General features: G+C 28.8%; 20 protein-coding genes. 17 read left to right on the plus strand and 3 right to left on the minus strand.

The genetic code is table 11. The annotated features are described in order from the left end of the window. The first annotated feature begins 2 nt into the window (after nt 1-2). The 9 genes from yidC (at nt 3) to OCU47_RS18750 (ending at nt 8863) form a co-directional block, all read left to right on the plus strand. A complete protein-coding gene (yidC, locus tag OCU47_RS18710; protein WP_261830092.1) occupies nt 3-695 on the plus strand; it encodes a membrane protein insertase YidC in 693 nt (230 codons plus the stop codon). A gap of 38 nt (nt 696-733) precedes the next feature. After that, on the plus strand, nt 734-1357 hold the full coding sequence (gene jag / locus OCU47_RS18715; RefSeq protein ID WP_261830093.1) for an RNA-binding cell elongation regulator Jag/EloR: 624 nt from the start codon (nt 734-736) through the stop codon (nt 1355-1357). 73 nt (nt 1358-1430) lie between these two features. Next, nucleotides 1431-2810, plus strand: coding sequence for a tRNA uridine-5-carboxymethylaminomethyl(34) synthesis GTPase MnmE (gene mnmE, locus OCU47_RS18720; protein ID WP_261830094.1), 1380 nt, complete (start codon nt 1431-1433; stop codon nt 2808-2810). Nucleotides 2811-2819: 9 nt separating this feature from the next. Next, complete coding sequence (mnmG, locus tag OCU47_RS18725) at nt 2820-4703, plus strand: tRNA uridine-5-carboxymethylaminomethyl(34) synthesis enzyme MnmG (protein ID WP_261830095.1); 1884 nt, start codon at nt 2820-2822, stop codon at nt 4701-4703. A 15-nt stretch (nt 4704-4718) separates the two neighbouring features. Next, a complete protein-coding gene (gene rsmG, locus OCU47_RS18730) occupies nt 4719-5438 on the plus strand; it encodes a 16S rRNA (guanine(527)-N(7))-methyltransferase RsmG (protein WP_261830096.1) in 720 nt (239 codons plus the stop codon). 137 nt (nt 5439-5575) lie between these two features. Further along, nucleotides 5576-6367, plus strand: a complete 792-nt coding sequence (gene noc, locus OCU47_RS18735) for a nucleoid occlusion protein (protein ID WP_261830097.1) — start codon at nt 5576-5578, stop codon at nt 6365-6367. A gap of 315 nt (nt 6368-6682) precedes the next feature. Beyond that, nucleotides 6683-7456, plus strand: coding sequence for a ParA family protein (locus OCU47_RS18740; protein ID WP_261830098.1), 774 nt, complete (start codon nt 6683-6685; stop codon nt 7454-7456). A gap of 1 nt (nt 7457) precedes the next feature. Then, complete coding sequence (locus tag OCU47_RS18745; RefSeq protein ID WP_261830099.1) at nt 7458-8315, plus strand: ParB/RepB/Spo0J family partition protein; 858 nt, start codon at nt 7458-7460, stop codon at nt 8313-8315. Nucleotides 8316-8356: 41 nt separating this feature from the next. Continuing rightward, on the plus strand, nt 8357-8863 hold the full coding sequence (locus OCU47_RS18750; RefSeq protein WP_261830100.1) for a DUF4446 family protein: 507 nt from the start codon (nt 8357-8359) through the stop codon (nt 8861-8863). Nucleotides 8864-8885: 22 nt separating this feature from the next. On the opposite strand, the gene yyaC is transcribed toward OCU47_RS18750, so the two are convergent. Genes yyaC through OCU47_RS18765 form a run of 3 tightly spaced genes read right to left on the minus strand, consistent with a single transcriptional unit; the run spans nt 8886 to nt 11797 of the window. Further along, on the minus strand, nt 8886-9512 hold the full coding sequence (yyaC, locus tag OCU47_RS18755) for a spore protease YyaC (RefSeq protein WP_261830101.1): 627 nt from the start codon (nt 9510-9512) through the stop codon (nt 8886-8888). A gap of 58 nt (nt 9513-9570) precedes the next feature. Beyond that, on the minus strand, nt 9571-10641 hold the full coding sequence (ytvI, locus tag OCU47_RS18760) for a sporulation integral membrane protein YtvI (RefSeq protein ID WP_261830102.1): 1071 nt from the start codon (nt 10639-10641) through the stop codon (nt 9571-9573). Then, nucleotides 10631-11797 carry an aminotransferase class V-fold PLP-dependent enzyme gene (locus tag OCU47_RS18765; protein ID WP_261830103.1) on the minus strand — a complete coding sequence of 389 codons (1167 nt, stop codon included), beginning with the start codon at nt 11795-11797 and terminating at the stop codon, nt 10631-10633. The genes ytvI and OCU47_RS18765 overlap by 11 nt, the downstream gene beginning before the upstream one ends. Nucleotides 11798-12234: 437 nt before the next feature. Between OCU47_RS18765 and OCU47_RS18770 the strand changes: the two genes are divergently transcribed. The 8 genes from OCU47_RS18770 (at nt 12235) to OCU47_RS18805 (ending at nt 16325) form a co-directional block, all read left to right on the plus strand. After that, the gene (locus OCU47_RS18770) at nt 12235-12495 is read left to right on the plus strand and encodes a putative Se/S carrier protein (protein ID WP_261830104.1); all 261 of its coding nucleotides are present in this window, start codon (nt 12235-12237) and stop codon (nt 12493-12495) included. Beyond that, on the plus strand, nt 12495-13388 hold the full coding sequence (locus OCU47_RS18775; protein ID WP_261830105.1) for a mechanosensitive ion channel family protein: 894 nt from the start codon (nt 12495-12497) through the stop codon (nt 13386-13388). Before OCU47_RS18770 ends, OCU47_RS18775 begins: the two co-directional genes overlap by 1 nt. A 17-nt stretch (nt 13389-13405) precedes the next feature. Continuing rightward, on the plus strand, nt 13406-13603 hold the full coding sequence (locus OCU47_RS18780; protein WP_261830106.1) for a DUF951 domain-containing protein: 198 nt from the start codon (nt 13406-13408) through the stop codon (nt 13601-13603). Between the two features lie 126 nt (nt 13604-13729). Next, nucleotides 13730-14017, plus strand: a complete 288-nt coding sequence (gene rpsF / locus OCU47_RS18785) for a 30S ribosomal protein S6 (protein ID WP_261830107.1) — start codon at nt 13730-13732, stop codon at nt 14015-14017. A 12-nt stretch (nt 14018-14029) separates the two neighbouring features. Beyond that, complete coding sequence (locus OCU47_RS18790) at nt 14030-14476, plus strand: single-stranded DNA-binding protein (RefSeq protein WP_261830108.1); 447 nt, start codon at nt 14030-14032, stop codon at nt 14474-14476. A gap of 24 nt (nt 14477-14500) precedes the next feature. After that, complete coding sequence (gene rpsR / locus OCU47_RS18795; RefSeq protein WP_261830109.1) at nt 14501-14755, plus strand: 30S ribosomal protein S18; 255 nt, start codon at nt 14501-14503, stop codon at nt 14753-14755. Nucleotides 14756-15000: 245 nt separating this feature from the next. Beyond that, nucleotides 15001-15318, plus strand: a complete 318-nt coding sequence (locus OCU47_RS18800) for a MazG-like family protein (RefSeq protein WP_261830110.1) — start codon at nt 15001-15003, stop codon at nt 15316-15318. Nucleotides 15319-15335: 17 nt separating this feature from the next. Then, nucleotides 15336-16325 (plus strand): YybS family protein, encoded by a 990-nt coding sequence (locus tag OCU47_RS18805; protein WP_261830111.1) that lies wholly within the window; start codon nt 15336-15338, stop codon nt 16323-16325. Nucleotides 16326-16352 lie beyond the last annotated feature (27 nt).

Below are 16352 nucleotides of genomic sequence, written 5' to 3' on the forward strand. Positions count from 1 at the left end.
CATTGATAGATGGAATAAGAGATGTGCTTGTAGTTATTTTCAAATCAATTCACTCAGGCATTGTATCTATAGGAATAACTAATGTTGGTACATCATATGTATTAGCAATTTTTATATTAACGTTAATAGTTAGAATGTTAATATTACCTTTATATATAAAACAAATGAAATCTACTGCTGGAATGCAGGCAATACAACCAGAATTAAAGAAATTACAAGATAAGTATAAAAATGATCCTCAAAAATTACAAGAAAAAACAATGCAATTATATAAGGATAATAATGTGTCTATGTTTGGTGGTTGTCTTCCAATGATTATACAATTACCGATAATTTGGGCATTGTATCGTGTATTTATGAATATTCCTGAATTAACAGGTGCTTCATTTTTATGGATACCTAACTTAAATAGTTATGATCCAAGGTATATATTGCCGGTATTATCTGCAGCTGCAACATATGTGCAATCATGGCTTATGACAAGTACTCAACCAAGCGGACAACAAGCAGGTGGAATGAATATGGGAACTATGAACATTGTTACAGCAGTAATGATGGGTGCATTTGCAATGAAACTTGGTGCATCAATAGTTTTATATTGGATAATGGGTAGTTTGATCTTAGTAGTGCAAACTTATTTCTTAAATGTACGACCAGCTAAAAAGAAAAAGTTACAAGTGGATGGTAAGAAATAATATTTATTTAATATGATTTTGTAGGATGGTGAATAGGTATGGAATTTATGGAGTTTCAGGGCAAGACAGTTGATGAGGCTTTAAGTGTTGCATTAAAAGAACTTTCTACAACTAAAGAAAAGATAGAATATGAAGTTATAGATCACGGAAATAAAGGTTTTTTAAACTTTATTGGATCTAAACCAGCAAAAATTAAAGTAACTTTAAAAAGAGATTATATAGAAGAAGCAAGAAAATTTTTAACTGATATATTGAATAATATGAAGGTTGAAGGGAAAGTAATAATTAAGGAAGAAAAGGGCAATATAAATATAAATATTGAAGGACCTAATATGGGAATAATAATTGGGTATAGAGGAGAAACATTAGATTCACTTCAATATTTAGTTAGCTTAGTTATTAACAAAAATCATGAAAATGCATATAAACGTGTAGTGCTGAATACAGAGAATTATAGGGAAAAAAGAGAAGAAACATTAAGAAGATTAGCTCAAAAGACTGCAAGTAGAGTTGTAAAAAATAATAAGTTGTTTAAGTTAGAGCCTATGAATCCTTATGAGAGAAGAATTATACATTCAGAATTGCAGGGGAATACTAAAATAAGAACTTTTAGTGAAGGCGAAGAACCATATAGAAGAGTTGTTATTGATATAAATAATTAATTAAAAAGAAAGCCTCTATTGGCTTTCTTTTTAATTAGTCTAACTTTATAATACTAAGGGAGGGAAAAGATTAATGAAAGAATTTGATACTATTGCAGCGGTAGCAACTGCATTAGCAGAAGGTGGTATCTCTATAATAAGGGTTTCTGGAGATAGGGCAGTTGATATAGTAGATAAAATATTTATAGCTAAAAATGGCGGCAGTATTAAAAACATGAAGCCATACACTATGAGATATGGAAATCTTGTTGAATTAGAAAATAAAGATGTTATAGATGAAGTAATTGTAAGCTTTATGCAAGGTCCTAAGAGTTTTACTGCAGAAGATGTAATAGAGATAAATTGTCATGGTGGAGTTATTTCTACTAACAGGGTGTTAGGAGAGGTAATAAAAGCAGGAGCTAGGCTAGCAGAACCAGGTGAATTCACAAAGAGAGCTTTTTTAAATGGTAGAATAGATTTAAGTCAAGCTGAGGCTGTTATTGATATTATTAATGCAAAAACAGAGATATCTATGAAAGCTGCTGTAGAGCAAAGTTCAGGTAGACTTTCCCGGGAAATACATAGTTTAAGAGAAAGACTTTTAAATATATTGGCAGCTATTGAACATTCAGTAGATTTTACTGAGGATGATGAAGAGATTGATCCTAGTGTAGTTAAGTCTATAGATAATAATTTAAAAAGGTTTTTGGTTGATACAAATGAGTTATTAGATACTGCAGATGAAGGAAAAATTATAAGAGATGGTTTGAATATGGTTATCGTAGGGAAACCCAATGTTGGAAAATCATCACTTCTAAATGCTTTATTAAATGAAAAAAGAGCTATAGTAACTGATGTTGCAGGAACTACAAGAGATGTAATAGAAGAGTATATAAATTTAGATGGAATACCTGTAAAAATAGTTGATACAGCAGGAATTCGTGATACAGAAGATGTTGTTGAAAAAATAGGAATAGAAAAGTCTAAAGAAAAGCTAGATAAGGCGGATCTTGTAGTATTTATGATGGATAGTAGCAGAGAAATTAATGAAGAAGACAAAGAGATAATTGAAAGTATAAAAGATAGAAAATATATTGTGCTGTTAAATAAGGTAGATTTAGATAAGAAATTAGATGATATATATATTGAAAATTTACAAAATAAAGTAGAGGTTTCTACTGTAACTGGCTTTGGATTAGATGCATTAAAGGATAAGATTAAAGAAATATTCTTTAACTCTAAATTAGATACAGAGAGTATTGTAGTTACTAATTCAAGGCATAAACAAGCACTTTATAGAGCTAAAGAAAATTGTGAAATAGCTGTAAGGGAGTTAGAAAATAATGCTTTTCTTGATTTAGTATCAATTTATGTTACATCAGGATTAAGAGCATTAGGTGAAATTACAGGTGAAGAACTTGAAGAAGATTTAGTAAATAAGATATTCTCAGAATTTTGTGTAGGAAAGTAGGTGTAAATAATGAAATATTTAGCAGGGGAGTTTGATGTTATTGTTGTAGGAGCTGGTCATGCAGGTTGTGAGGCAGCTTTAGCTTCTGCAAGAATTGGTTGTAAAACTTTAATTTGTACAATGAATTTAGATAGTATAGCAATGATGCCTTGTAATCCAAACATAGGGGGAACTGCTAAAGGACATTTGGTAAGAGAAATTGATGCTCTTGGTGGAGAGATGGGGGTAAATATAGATAATACATTTATCCAATCTAGAATGTTAAATACATCTAAAGGACCAGCAGTACACTCTTTAAGAGCTCAAGCTGATAAAATTAAATATCAAAGAAGAATGAAACATGTTTTAGAAACTCAACCTAACTTATATATTAAGCAAGTTGAAGTTACAGCACTAGATATAGAGGATAATGTTGTAAAAGGTATTGAAACAAAAACAGGTGCATACTTCAAGACAAAAGCAATAGTTCTTACTACAGGAACTTATTTAAAAGGAAGAATTATAATTGGAGACATTGCTTATAGTGGTGGCCCCAATGGGTTGTTTCCAGCAAATGAATTATCAAATTCATTAATTGAACATGGAATAAAACTTAGAAGATTTAAGACAGGAACTCCAGCAAGAATAAATAGAAGAAGTATAGATACTTCTAAAATGATTATTCAACCTGGAGATGATAAAATTGTTCCATTCTCATTTATAAGTCCAGAATTAAATATAGAGCAGGTACCATGTTGGTTAACTTATACAAATGAGAAGACACATGAAATAATTAGACAAAACATAGATAGATCACCTATGTACAATGGATTAATTGAAGGTGTGGGTCCAAGATATTGTCCATCAATAGAGGATAAAGTAATGAAATTCCCAGACAAGACTCAGCACCAATTGTTTATTGAGCCTGAGGGATTAGATACAAATGAAATGTATGTTGGTGGAATGTCATCATCATTGCCAGAAGACGTTCAATTACAATTATTAAGAACCGTACCAGGACTTGAAAATGCAGAATTATTAAGAACTGCATATGCGATAGAATATGATAGTATTGATTCAACCCAACTTAACCCATCGTTAGAGTTTAAGAATATATCAGGATTATTTGGGGCAGGGCAACTTAATGGTAGTTCAGGATATGAAGAAGCTGGAGCTCAAGGTATAGTGGCAGGAATAAATGCAGCTTTAAAGGTTAAAGATAAAGAACCAATGATTTTGACAAGAAGTGATGCATATATAGGTGTATTAATTGATGATTTAGTAACTAAAGGAACAAATGAGCCTTATAGAATGATGACATCAAGAGCTGAATATAGATTAATTTTAAGACAAGATAATGCAGATTTGAGATTGACTGAGATTGGATATAATGTTGGATTGGTTACTCAAGAAAGATGGGAGAAATTCTGTGATAGAAAAAATAAGATTGAAAGTGAAGTTGCAAGAATTAAAAATCTTCAGATTACTAATAAGAGAGAAGTAAATGAATTTTTAGAATCATTAGATTCAGTTCCACTTAGAAAACCAATCAGTTTATATGAACTAATTAAAAGAACAGAATTAGATTATTTTTCAGTAGCACCATTAGATGTAGACAGAGGGATTTTTTCTCAAGATATAGGTGAACAAGTAAATATTATAGCAAAATATGATGGATATATTGAAAAGCAATTAGAGCAAGTTGCTCAATTTAAAAAGTTTGAGAAAAAGCTTTTGCCTGAAGATATTGAGTATGAAGATGTCAAAGGACTAAGAATTGAAGCTATTCAAAAACTATCTAAGATAAGACCTATAAGTATAGGGCAAGCATCAAGGATATCAGGAGTTTCTCCAGCAGATATATCTGTATTATTAATATATTTAGAACATTATTATAAATCTAAAAATAAGTAATAGAGGAAGTGTAAGATGAAATACTTTGATATAATGAGTAAAGCTTGTGAAAGTGTAGGCGTTGAATTTAATGAGGATAAGTACAATAAGTTTATAAAGTATAAAGAATTATTGCAGGAATGGAACGAGAAGGTTAATTTAACAGCCATAACTGATGATGAGGGGATAATCAAAAAACATTTTATTGATTGTATAAAAGCTTATAGTTTAGATGAATTTAAAAGTGCTAAAAACGTTATTGATGTTGGTACAGGTGCAGGATTTCCAGGAATACCACTTGCTATAATTAGAGATGACTTAGAAGTTACATTATTGGATTCATTGAATAAAAGAATAAATTTCTTAAATTTGGTTATTACGCAATTAAATTTAAAAAATGTTAGTGCTATACATTCTAGAGCAGAGGATGGTGCACGAAATGCAGATTTTAGAGAAAAATTTGATATAGCCACATCTAGAGCTGTGGCTAATATGAGCGTTCTTTCAGAACTTTGTTTACCATATGTAAGAGTTGATGGTAATTTTATAGCACTTAAGGGCCCTTCTGTGGATGAAGAGTTAGTTGTGTCAAAGAATGCTATTGGCACTCTTGGAGGAAAGTTAGTTCAAGTTAAGAAAATTGATATAGAAGATACAGAACTTCAACACAATTTAGTTGTTGTCAAAAAAGTCAAAGAAACTTCAAAAACCTACCCTAGAAAAGCAGGGATTATATCTAAAAAACCAATTGTATAAAGATATAATAAAAAAAGGTAGATTTTTTAGTGAAAATTGTAGTATGATTTATGTAGTTTGATGGAAGGAATTTATAAATAAATATAGAAATGTTAAATAATGACAAACTATGTAGTGAAATAGTGAGGATGAGAAGAATGCATAACGAAATTATTTATATTGATATCAATAAGATAATACCAAATACTTATCAGCCAAGAAAATTTTTTGATCAGGATGCTTTAAATGAATTATCTCAATCAATAAAACAGTTTGGAATAATTCAACCGCTAACTATTAGAAAACTTGGTGAAAGATATGAATTGGTCGCAGGTGAAAGAAGATGGAGAGCTGCTAGGTTAGCTGAAATTACAGAAGTACCATGTACTTTAGTAGATATTACAGATACAGAATCAGCAGAAATAGCTTTACTAGAGAACTTGCAAAGAGAAGATTTGAATTTTATAGAAGAAGCTGAAGCATATTTTAACTTAATTAATGATCATAATTTTACCCAAGAGCAGATAGCAGAGAGAATGGGTAAAAAACAATCTACTATAGCTAATAAATTAAGATTATTAAAGTTATCTGATGAAGTAAGAAAAATTTGTGTTGACAATAAACTTACAGAAAGACATGCAAGAGCTCTTTTATCATTACCTAATGAAAAATTACAGGTTAAGGTAATAAATCGCGTAATTAAGGAAGGATTAAATGTTAAAAAAACAGAAGAGTTAATCAACAAAGAACTTTTAAAACTTGCAGGTGATGAATTATCTAAAGATGGAAAGAAAAAAATAACAGGAGTTTTCTCATCAAAAATATATGTTAACACTATTAAACAAGTTTTTGATAAATTCAAAATTCCAGCAGAATATAAGTCTAAGGATTTAGGAGAATATATTCAAATTACAGTAAACATTCCTAAGAATAGTACAACTAATAAATAAAGATAGAAATTAATATATTCTATTTTGTTTATTCAAACAAATAGAATTATTTTAGTATATAAGTTTGTAGAGGAAATACCTATAGTAATATAAGTATTTCCTTTTCTATTTTTATAGATATTAAGTTTATATATGATAGTTAGAAATAGAATAACTATGTCTTTTTGGAAAGAAAACATAATCCTTGAATTTCAAGAATGTTTCACGTGAAACATTTTTTAAAATAACTTAAAATGTAACTTTAAATATAATTAATAAAAAGTTATAATGTAAGTATGAGGAGTAGACTTCTTTAATTTTTTACTGGAGGATAATATGAAAAAGATTTGTATTTTTAATCAAAAAGGTGGAGTAGGGAAAACTACCACAAATATAAATTTGAGTTGTGGCCTAGCTATGCTTGGATACAAAGTTTTAGCTATAGATATTGATCCACAAGGTAATACTACTAGTGGACTTGGATTTGATAAGTCAACATTACAAAATTCAATATATGATGTTTTAACAGATGAAAATGTTAAATTGAATGATGTAATAATAGAGAGTCAATTGGTTAATAATCTTTTTATTGCTCCAGCAAAGATGGATTTAGCAGGGGCAGAAGTTGAAATGACTGGTGCTGAAAATAGAGAAATAATTTTAAAAAATAAATTAAAAGATATTGAAAGTGATTTTGATTTTGTTTTTATTGATTGTCCACCATCATTAGGAATATTAACTATAAATGCTTTATCAGCATGTGATTCTGTAATTATTCCTATACAATGTGAATTTTATGCATTAGAAGGTGTAGGACAGCTGATTAATACTATTAATTTAGTTAAGAAATCATTGAATAAAGATTTGGAAGTCGAAGGCGTTGTAATGACAATGTATGATTCAAGAACTAACTTATGTACAGAAGTGTATAAGGAAGTTACGAAGTATTTTGGTGAAAAAGTTTTTAAAACAACAATACCTAGAAATATAAGATTAGCTGAGGCCCCTAGTTTTGGACTACCAATTAATTTGTATGATGATAAATGTAAAGGTGCAGAAGCTTATGAAGATTTGGCAAATGAGTTTATAAAGAGGCAAGGAGGTAACTAGGGTGGCAAAGAAATTTGGCTTAGGTAAAGGCTTAGGAGCTTTAATTCCTGAAGAAATAGTGGAAGAAACAAAAAGTATTAACACTTACATACCACTAAATAATATAAAAACCAATAGTGATCAACCTAGAAAATACTTCGATAATGAAAAAATTTCTGAATTGGCAGAATCAATAAAGCAACATGGTATAATTCAACCATTACTAGTAAAGAAGGAAGGCGAATATTATACTATTATAGCTGGAGAAAGAAGATGGAGGGCTGCTAAATTACTTGGAGTTAAAGAGGTTCCTGTTATTGAAATGGACTTAGATGATAAAGAAGTTCTAGAAATATCATTAATTGAGAACATACAGAGACAAGATTTAAATGCAATTGAAGAAGCTAAGGCATATAAAAGATTAATATCTGAATTTAAATTAACTCAAGAACAATTAAGTGAACGCATCGGAAAATCTAGAACTGCGATCACTAATACAATGAGATTGCTTAATCTTGATGGAAGAGTTCAGAATTATATTATAGAAGGAATTATATCTGAAGGGCATGGAAGAGCATTATTGGCATTAGAAGATAAAGAAATTCAATATAAGGTTTCTGAAAAAGTTATTGATGAAAAACTTTCGGTTAGAGAGTTAGAAAGCTTGCTTAGAAATATCAATAACAAAAAGGAAATAAGTGAGGATAAGAGTAAAGAGCAAAAGGAATTAAATCCGTATTATAAAGACATTAAGGATAAATTGCAAAATTACTTTGGAACCAAGGTAAATATAAATTCTAATAAGAATAAAGGAAAAATAGAAATAGAGTATTATTCAGAAGATGACTTACAAAGAATTTTAGAAATAATTAAAATATGATGTTTCACGTGAAACATTGTTTAAGGAAGGGAAGAAAATAAGTGGATCAAATAATAAGTACAATAACAACATACTCCCCATATATTATAATAGGACTATCAATAATAGTTACTTTGTTATTAATAATAGTATTAATACAATTTTCAACTTTGAATAGGTTAGACAGTAGATATAGAAAGATGATGAGAGGAACTAAAAACAAAAACCTAGAAGATTTAGTAAATAGTTATTTGGATAAGGTAGATGAATCAAATAGCAATTCTAAAATTGCTTTAGATGAAATTGCAAATTTAAAAAACAAAACACAAAATTGCATACAAAAAGTATCAGTTATAAGATATAAAGCATTTGAGGATGTTGGAAGTGATTTGAGTTTTTCAATTGCTTTATTAGATGAAAAAAATGATGGATTAATTTTGACTGGTATATATGCAAGAAATGAAAGCATAACTTATGCTAAACCAATCGATAAAGGAATATCAAGATATGATTTATCAGAAGAAGAAGTAACAGTTTTAAATGAAGCCATTAATAGTAGTGTAAAATAACTTAAAAATAGTGCTACAAATCTTAAAGTAATAGATTTGTAGCACTATTTTTACTATTATAATATGTTTTTTCGGGTAGGTTACCATTAAGTGAGTTATTTCTTTTGATATATATTTGCAAAATAAAATGGTTTATCCCTTTAGCAATAGAATTTGCTAGTTTCATTACAGAAAAAAGTCGAGTATTTTGTAAAACCATAAATTCTAGAGCTCCTGCAACATTAACTACACCTAATATGCGCATATCCCCTACAGAAGGTAAATCTTTGTTTAAAGCCAGACCAGGTTGTAGTGGAGAATTATCAATAATTATATTATCTATGCTATTAATATTCCCTAAACAAGCATCTATGGCTATGATGTATGGATCTTTATGTTGAATTGATATTTGTTCAACAGTATATGATAAATTTTTAGCGTGAACTGGATTTTCTAAATTTCCGTATATATAAATATTATTTTGTGAAAAGAGCCTGATTTTCTCTCCAATTAAAGGCCCAAGAGAATCACCTGTAGATCTATCTGTGCCAATACATAAAAAAACAATAGGTCTTTCAGCATAAATTATTGGAGATAATTCTGTACAAAGGTAATCTCTGATATCTAAGAAACAATGTTTGTCATTAGAATTTACTATAAACTTACTCATAAAAAAACCTCCCTTTTTCAAGTTTTAACCAAAAGGGAGGTTTTTATACTTATAAATATTAGACTATATCACATTTTTTTAAGATATTATAGCAAACGACTAAGAACATTAAAAAGAGCATACCTCTAAAACCATCAGCTTGAAGACCAATAAATATAGAAGCTAGTACTGCAATAGGATGAATTCCTAAAGATGATGACATAAGTTTAGGTTCTGTTATTTGTCTTGTTATAAATACAAATAAATATAAAATTAATAGTCCTATTCCTGTGAAGTAGTTTCCAGAGCTTAGATATATTATAGATAGAGGAATATATACTAATGGCATACCTACTACTGGTAATAGGTCAAGAAAAGCGCATAGTATGCTTAGCACTAATGCATATTTAATTCTAAATAGGCAAAAACCAATAAGAGTGAAAGAGAAAGACATAAAAATTAATAAGCAATATGATAAGAAATAGCTTTCCCCCATTTTCTTTGCTTGCGAAAATATATTTGATATTTTTTCATTATTTTTCTGTTGTTTAACAAATAGATTAACTATTTTATTAGAGGAAGATACTGATATTTCCTTTGTGAAAAAGTAGGTTGATAAAAGAGTAAAGACTATAACCATTAGCAAATAAGGAATGTAAGAAAGTATGTTAATAGTTAATTGAAGTATAGAACTGCCGAATGATACTAAACTGTTTATAAAACCTTTTAATGAACCTGTTAAACTAGTCTTTATAGAATCTAAAATAGAAGGATCTATGTTAATATCAATAAGATAATGTTGCAAGTCTGCAATAGCATCATAAATAAAGTTTGAATCTGAAGTAAAGAAGATTTGTAAGTACTTTGTGATTTCAAAGAGTTCATTGATTATTGAGGTTATTAATAAAGCATTCAAACTAATAATTATAGCAAAAAAAGTTAATGTGGTTATCAATGAAGCTAATGCATTTTTTATATGCAGATGCTTCATCAATAAATTTGTAGGATATTTTAAAATTAGTGCAAAGATCATAGCAAGAACAAATGGGAGTGTATATTTTAATGTTGAGGTAAATGAATAAAAAACAATAGTATAAATTATAAAGAAAATAGACAAATTGAAAAATTTGGTTTCTAGGCTAGAATTCATACAATATCTCCTTATATAGTTTATTTAAAGCATCTAATAAAAAATATATATCTTCCTCGGTGTTAAAATATCCAATACTTAAACGGACAGTACCGTCCACATCTGTACCTATGGTTTTATGTGCTAAAGGAGCGCAGTGTAAGCCAGTTCTATTTACTATATTATACTTAGAATCTAAAAAATATGACAATTCATTTGAACATAAATTTTTCATATTAATGGAGAAGGTTGATAATCTATTAGATAAAGTTCTACAACCGTATAGTGTTATAAAATTCATGTTATTAATCCCATCAAGAAATATTTTAGATAAGTACATTTCTTTTTCATGTATAGCATCGATTGATTCTTTGTTAATAAATTTAATTGCTGAATTAAGTCCAACTATTCCTGGAGTATTAAGTGTGCCACTTTCAAATTTATCAGGAAGAAAGTCAGGCTGAATTAAAGAATGAGAAGAGCTTCCTGTTCCGCCTACAAAAACTGAATCAGCAATATTATTAAGTTCGTCATCAATTAAGAAACCACCTATGCCTTGAGGACCTAATAATGATTTATGGCCAGTAAATGCAAGAGCGTTACAATTAAGTTCTTCAAAATTCATAGGAATAGCTCCAGCAGTTTGAGCAGAATCAATAATAAAATAAATTCTGTGTTTTTTACATACTAATCCAATTTCTTTTAGTGGTTGCATATTTCCTACTACGTTAGAACAATGAGATAAGATTACTAATTTTGTTTTTTTAGTGATAGCTTTTTCAATAGATTCAACAGATATAAAACCATCCTCTGAAGCATCAACAATTGTCAATTCAACACCTAAATCTTTTTGTAATTTAAAAAGAGGTCTTAGTACAGAATTGTGCTCCATTGATGAAGTTATAATGTGCCAGTCTGGTTTTACAATTGAATTTAATAGTATGTTTATAGAGGATGTTATATTATTTGTAAAAATAACATTTTCAGAACGTTTAAAGCTAAAAAATTCTTTAATATTTTCTCTACATTCATAAACAATGTGGCCACTTTTCAAAGCAGCAGAAGAAGAACCTCTTCCAGAATTACCACCAAAGTTAAACATAAAGTCTGTCATAGATTTTATGACTTCTGGTGGTTTAGGAAAAGATGTTGAAGCATTATCTAAATATATATTCATAGTATCACCCTTAAAAATTAAATTTGTTATTTGGTAAGTTAATACACATGCTGGACAAGAAATAATATAATAGGTATCTTTTACTTATTAATAACTTGAATTTTGATCAGCAATATTTTTCTATCTTGTATAATTAAATATTTATACATTTATATAGTTATATATTTTTATTGTAATATGTTTATATATAAATATATTTAATTAGATATAAAACGAAATATTTATATGTTTTTATTGGAATATGTTTATATATGTGAATATATAATAAGTTAACAATTAATTGAAAATGTTTAATTTTAAATTGTATAATGTATATTATAAAGGAAGAAAAAAATTTTTTCAGCTATAGAAGAAAATAATTGATATATTCATTTAATTAAAAGTATGATATATACTATAAATAATTATAAATTAGTGAATTAAGAAAGGATAAAGTTATGAATAATTTTGTAATAGTGTTTAAGAATACACATGATGCAATAGACACGGAGAATAAACTAAAAAGCAAAGAAATAAACATAAGGGTAATGCCCACACCTACCAGTATAACCAAGAGTTGTGGAATCTGTGTTTATATAAATGAAAATGAATTTAGTAAAGTTGATGAATTAATTAAAGATAATTACATAAGTTATAAGGCAATATACTTGAGATCAAATGAGGGATTTTCACTATTTAGAGAAGGGAGTGAAGCTTAGTGGGGCTATTTTGGGGGATATTCGATATAGATACGAAGAATGAATATGTGAATATAGGGAAAATAATCCATATAAGATTTGATGCAATTTACAACATAGCTTGGACTGCAGTAGCTATAATAATAATTTTAATTTTTATGTTTCTGATTATAAAGTTAGGAAACAAACTAATAAACAAATTTGTTAAAAGACAGATTGAAAGTCAAATGAGATTTTCTCTGGATAATAAGAGGGCAGCTACTATTGGAGCTATATTAAAAAGTGTTTTAAAGTATTCAGTTTATTTTTTGGGGATAGCTGCAATTTTTAATAAGATAACTGGGGGAATGTCTCTGACTATTGCAGGAATAGGTAGTGTTGCTGTAGGTTTTGGTTCTCAAAATATAGTTAAAGATGTAATAAGTGGTTTCTTCATAGTGTTTGAAGAGCAATACTCAGTTGGAGATAGTGTAACCATAGATGGAAAGTATAGTGGTACAGTTGAAAGTATTGGACTAAGAGCAACTCAGCTGAAAGATGTAAGTGGAAGTACACATATAATACCTAATGGAAGCATAGGAGTTATAACTAATCATTCTAAGGATAATATGAGAGTTTTGGTAGACATAGATATAGATTATAATGCAAATATTGATAATGCAATAAAAGTAATAAATGAAGCTTGTGAAGAGTTTATGATAGGTAATGAAGATATAGTAGAAGCACCAAAGGCTTTTGGTGTAACAGAGTTAAGCGATTTTGGAGTGACAATAAGAGTTGTTGGAAAAGCAAAGCCATCAACTCAGGCTAAACAAGAAGCTATTTTAAGAAAGTTAATAAAAGATAGATTAGAAGAAAATGATATAGAAATTGCTCATAGTAAAATATCATTTATAAAAAGTCAGCAGGTATAGAAAGTGGGGAATGTTAAATGATAACAAATTTTGATATCGGTGATATAGTACAAATGAAAAAGCAGCATCCTTGTGGAAGTTACCAATGGGAGGTTATTAGACTTGGAGCTGATATAAAAATTAAATGTGTTGGTTGTGGCAGATTAGTAATGCTTCCAAGAAGCAAATTTCAAAAAGATGCCAAAAAGGTTGTAGAAGCACAAAATAAAGAGTAATGAATCAATTAAATAAAAATTATGCATAAAAAACTTGTAAAGTTATTTTAAGTATAGTATAATGATTAATTGTAATCCCTGCTGTACAAAGTACAGCCATAGTCCGAGGGGAGGAGGTGGAACATAATGAGAAAGTATGAAACTATATTTATATTACACCCATCAATGGATGAAGAAGCTGTTAAAGCTGCTACTGAAAAATTCAAAGGTGTAATTGAAAATGGTGGAGGAACTATTGACAATGTTGACGTTTGGGGTAAGAGAAAGCTTGCTTACGAAATCAACAAAGTTGGAGAAGGTTTCTATACATTAATTAACTTCTCAGCTAATCCTGAATTACCAAGAGAATTAGATAGAATATTCAGAATTACTGATGGTGTAATAAGACATATAATAGTTAAAGATGAAAAATAAGAGGTGTTCTAAATGAATAAAGTGTTTCTAATAGGACGACTTACAAAAGATCCTGAGTTGAAGTTTACTCCAGGTTCAGGAACAGCAGTAACAACTTTAACACTTGCAGTTGATAAGTATAATACAGCAACTAAGCAGCGTGAAGCTGATTTTATCCCTGTAGTAGTATGGGGTAAGCAAGCTGAATCTGTCGCTAATTACATGAGTAAAGGTAGCCAAATGGCTATTGGAGGCAGAATTCAAACAAGGTCTTATGAAGCCAAGGATGGCTCAAAGAGATATGTCACAGAAGTAGTAGCTAATGAAGTTGAATTCCTAAGCAAAGGCAATGGAAATCATCAAGCAAGCTCTGATTTTGGTGGCAGTTCTGAATATGGTGCTTCATCAAATAATTCATTTGGTGGAAGTAACTTCGATGAGGATATGACTCCAGTTGATGATGGAGATATCCCGTTCTAAAAATAAATTGGTAAGGAGGGAAGAATGATGACTAAAGAAGTAGGCAAAAGACCAGGCGGAAAAATGAGAAGATCTAAGAAGAAAGTTTGTGCTTTCTGTGTAGAAAAAGCTGAAGGCATTGATTATAAAGATGTTAACAAGCTAAGAAAGTATGTAACAGAAAGAGGTAAGATTCTTCCAAGAAGAATTTCTGGTACATGTGCAAAGCATCAAAGACAAGTTACTGATGCTGTAAAGAGATCTAGAAACATAGCATTACTACCATTCACAACTGAATAGGAAGTAATAATTATAATGTATAAATACCTGAAAAGATATATCTTTTCAGGTTTTTTTATTATATGTATGATTTAATATAATAATTTATTTATAATTAAATTATATGAGTTAACTATAAGTATAATTGTGTAGTAGAAAAATATAAGTTTTTATTAATATGGAAAGTAATAAATGCATATTGGGAAATTTAATGATAGAATAATATATAAAAGAAGTAATTGATGAAGAAAAATGGGAGGATAACAATGAATAAGGATGATTTTAATATAATGGGTGATATTAAAATAATTGAAGAATTGAAAGCAGAATTATTGTGCACAATAGGTAACTTTTTTAAATTACTTACAAAGGGAAGTACTGTGGCAAGGGAAGCAATTCTAAATTGTATATCTAATGCTATAATAATATTATATGTGCTAGGGGATAAGTTTGGGTATTCTTCTATAGAGGTAGATGAAGATATTAAGAAAAAGCTAAAATTAGGAATAGTAGAAGAGGATAATATAGAAAGAGATGGGAAAAACCTATCTAAGTTATACAATCATTTAAAGACCAGAGAATAATAATTTGGAGGAATAACATGAAGAAGAAAAGTTTAGCTATGGTGGAATCAGGTATAATGTCTGTATTGGTTGTAGTTTTCATGATGATGGCAATATATGTACCTGTTATGGGAGTTGCTGCATTGTTTATAGTTCCTATACCTATAGTTATTTTAAATGTAAAATACAATATAAAATATAGTGTCTTATCTATTATAGTTAGTGGAGTGCTACTATGTATGTTTAATGGTGTAATAACTGGTCTTGCTAATATAGGGTTATATGCATTTCCAGCCATTGCTTTAGGACAATGCATAAAATATAAGAAAAGTTCTACAGTTTCATTTATTGCACTTCTGATAGGAAATATAGTTGGAAATGTAAGTTCAGCATTGATATATATTTATTTAGCTATGAATACAACTGTATATAAACTTATTGATTATATTGTTAAAGAACTTAAAGAAACACTTTCGATTTATTCTAAATTGGGTTTAGATCCATCAAGTAATCTTCAATATAAACAGTTTTTATCAGTAGATGCTAATTTAATACTAAATATTATGCCTGCAATTTTAATTATTGGTGGTGCTATATTTGCCTTATTGAATTATAATATAACTAGGGAGATATTTAAGAAACTGAAACTTAAAATGAATCCTTTACCTAATTTTACAGAGTGGTATACTGATACAATGTTTGGAGGAATTCTAATTATAATCATATGTATTGGAATAATGACAAAGCAGTCAGGTTTAAGAATAGGAGAATATATTTTTTATAGTGGATCTATAATATTTCAGTTAATTATGTTTGTTATAGGATTATCTGTAATATCGTATTTTTTACTAAATAAAATAAAGATGAAAAAAGGTTTTGTTATATTAATTTGTGTAATTCTATCATTATCTTCATTACAATCAGTTATAGTGGTGTTAGGTATTACAGATTTTATAGTGGACTTTAGATCTAAGGATGCAAATAGTATTGGATCTGTATTGAGAAGAAAACTTAATATAAATAATTGATATAAATTATAGAGAGGCAGAAGGCAT

Source organism: Clostridium sp. TW13 (assembly GCF_024345225.1).
Lineage (GTDB): Bacteria > Bacillota > Clostridia > Clostridiales > Clostridiaceae > Inconstantimicrobium > Inconstantimicrobium mannanitabidum.

Bases quoted from the DNA above. Each gene is read 5' to 3' on its own strand.
- jag (WP_261830093.1), top strand. From the start codon at position 734: ATGGAATTTATGGAGTTTCAGGGCAAGACAGTTGATGAGGCTTTAAGT.
- mnmE (WP_261830094.1), top strand. From the start codon at position 1,431: ATGAAAGAATTTGATACTATTGCAGCGGTAGCAACTGCATTAGCAGAA.
- mnmG (WP_261830095.1), top strand. From the start codon at position 2,820: ATGAAATATTTAGCAGGGGAGTTTGATGTTATTGTTGTAGGAGCTGGT.
- rsmG (WP_261830096.1), top strand. From the start codon at position 4,719: ATGAAATACTTTGATATAATGAGTAAAGCTTGTGAAAGTGTAGGCGTT.
- noc (WP_261830097.1), top strand. From the start codon at position 5,576: ATGCATAACGAAATTATTTATATTGATATCAATAAGATAATACCAAAT.
- OCU47_RS18740 (WP_261830098.1), top strand. From the start codon at position 6,683: ATGAAAAAGATTTGTATTTTTAATCAAAAAGGTGGAGTAGGGAAAACT.
- yyaC (WP_261830101.1), bottom strand. From the start codon at position 9,512: ATGAGTAAGTTTATAGTAAATTCTAATGACAAACATTGTTTCTTAGAT.
- ytvI (WP_261830102.1), bottom strand. From the start codon at position 10,641: ATGAATTCTAGCCTAGAAACCAAATTTTTCAATTTGTCTATTTTCTTT.
- OCU47_RS18765 (WP_261830103.1), bottom strand. From the start codon at position 11,797: ATGAATATATATTTAGATAATGCTTCAACATCTTTTCCTAAACCACCA.
- OCU47_RS18770 (WP_261830104.1), top strand. From the start codon at position 12,235: ATGAATAATTTTGTAATAGTGTTTAAGAATACACATGATGCAATAGAC.
- OCU47_RS18780 (WP_261830106.1), top strand. From the start codon at position 13,406: ATGATAACAAATTTTGATATCGGTGATATAGTACAAATGAAAAAGCAG.
- rpsF (WP_261830107.1), top strand. From the start codon at position 13,730: ATGAGAAAGTATGAAACTATATTTATATTACACCCATCAATGGATGAA.
- OCU47_RS18790 (WP_261830108.1), top strand. From the start codon at position 14,030: ATGAATAAAGTGTTTCTAATAGGACGACTTACAAAAGATCCTGAGTTG.
- rpsR (WP_261830109.1), top strand. From the start codon at position 14,501: ATGATGACTAAAGAAGTAGGCAAAAGACCAGGCGGAAAAATGAGAAGA.
- OCU47_RS18800 (WP_261830110.1), top strand. From the start codon at position 15,001: ATGAATAAGGATGATTTTAATATAATGGGTGATATTAAAATAATTGAA.
- OCU47_RS18805 (WP_261830111.1), top strand. From the start codon at position 15,336: ATGAAGAAGAAAAGTTTAGCTATGGTGGAATCAGGTATAATGTCTGTA.